At 68.7% G+C, this 1,047-nt stretch carries 1 protein-coding gene; it reads left to right on the top strand.

What is annotated here, in order from left to right:
- Positions 1-1,047: RHS repeat protein (locus CKO40_RS23750; protein ID WP_200348930.1), on the top strand; the 1,047-nt coding region annotated here is incomplete at both ends.

Below are 1,047 nucleotides of genomic sequence, written 5' to 3' on the forward strand. Positions count from 1 at the left end.
CAGTACAACGACTTCCGCCGCGAGACCCTGGTCACCGATGCCCGCGGGTTCACCACCCGCACCTTCTTCAACGAGTACGGCAACCCCATCGAGGTCATCGCCCCGGACGGCGCCGTGACCACCTACGAGTACACCGATCCCCAGGACCCCTACCACCGCACCGCAGTGGTGGATGCGCTGGGCAACCGCACCGAGTACGCCTACGACGCCGCCAGCAACATCACGCGCATCACGCTCCCCTCCGGCAACACCGTCGCGTACGGCGACTTCACGGCCTTCGGCCAGCCGGGCACGGTCCAGGACGCCCGGGGCAACGTCCAGCTCGTCAAGTATGACGGTGCGGGCAACGTCACCGACGAGATTGTCCTGGCCGCCGGCATCGGCGCGGGCCTCGACCCGACGACGTATCAGCCCGAGCTGCACCCGAGCGACGTCCTGGCCTGGACCCGTCACGGCTATGACAGCGTCGGCAACAAGACCTCCAGTACCCAGGTCCGCGACATCGCCAACATCCGCGGCCTCACCCGCACCTGGACCTTCGATGCCCAGCAGCGCTACGCCACCCAGCTCCAGCGCTGCGGCGACAAGGACGGCGACGGGCTGGTGGCCGACGACGCCTGTGATACGACACCGCTCGTGTTCGACACCCTCGGGCGCCTCACCGAAGGCGTCAACGCCCGCTTCGAGCCCATCGAGATCCACTACGACGCACTGAACCGGGTGACCCGCGCCACGGACGCGCTCGGGCAGCTCCGCGAGTATCGCTTCGATGCCAATGGCAACCCCGTCCACGAGCGCCTGACCGTGGATGTCAACGGCATCCCGACGCTGGTGGATTCCCGGTCGGCGGAATACGGGCCCGCCGACCGCAAGCGCCTGGCCATCGATGCGGGCGGGTTCGCCACCCGCTTCGCCTACGATGCGATGGGCAACCTCACCGCCACCACCAATCCCGACAACTTCACGGTGGGCTTCACCCACGACCCCCTGGGCCGCGTGCGCTCGGCCTTCGACGAGGAGGGCCGCGAGGCCCGGCGCACCCTGGAT

Origin of the sequence: Halochromatium glycolicum (genome assembly GCF_016584085.1) — a bacterium.
Taxonomy (GTDB): domain Bacteria; phylum Pseudomonadota; class Gammaproteobacteria; order Chromatiales; family Chromatiaceae; genus Lamprobacter; species Lamprobacter glycolicus.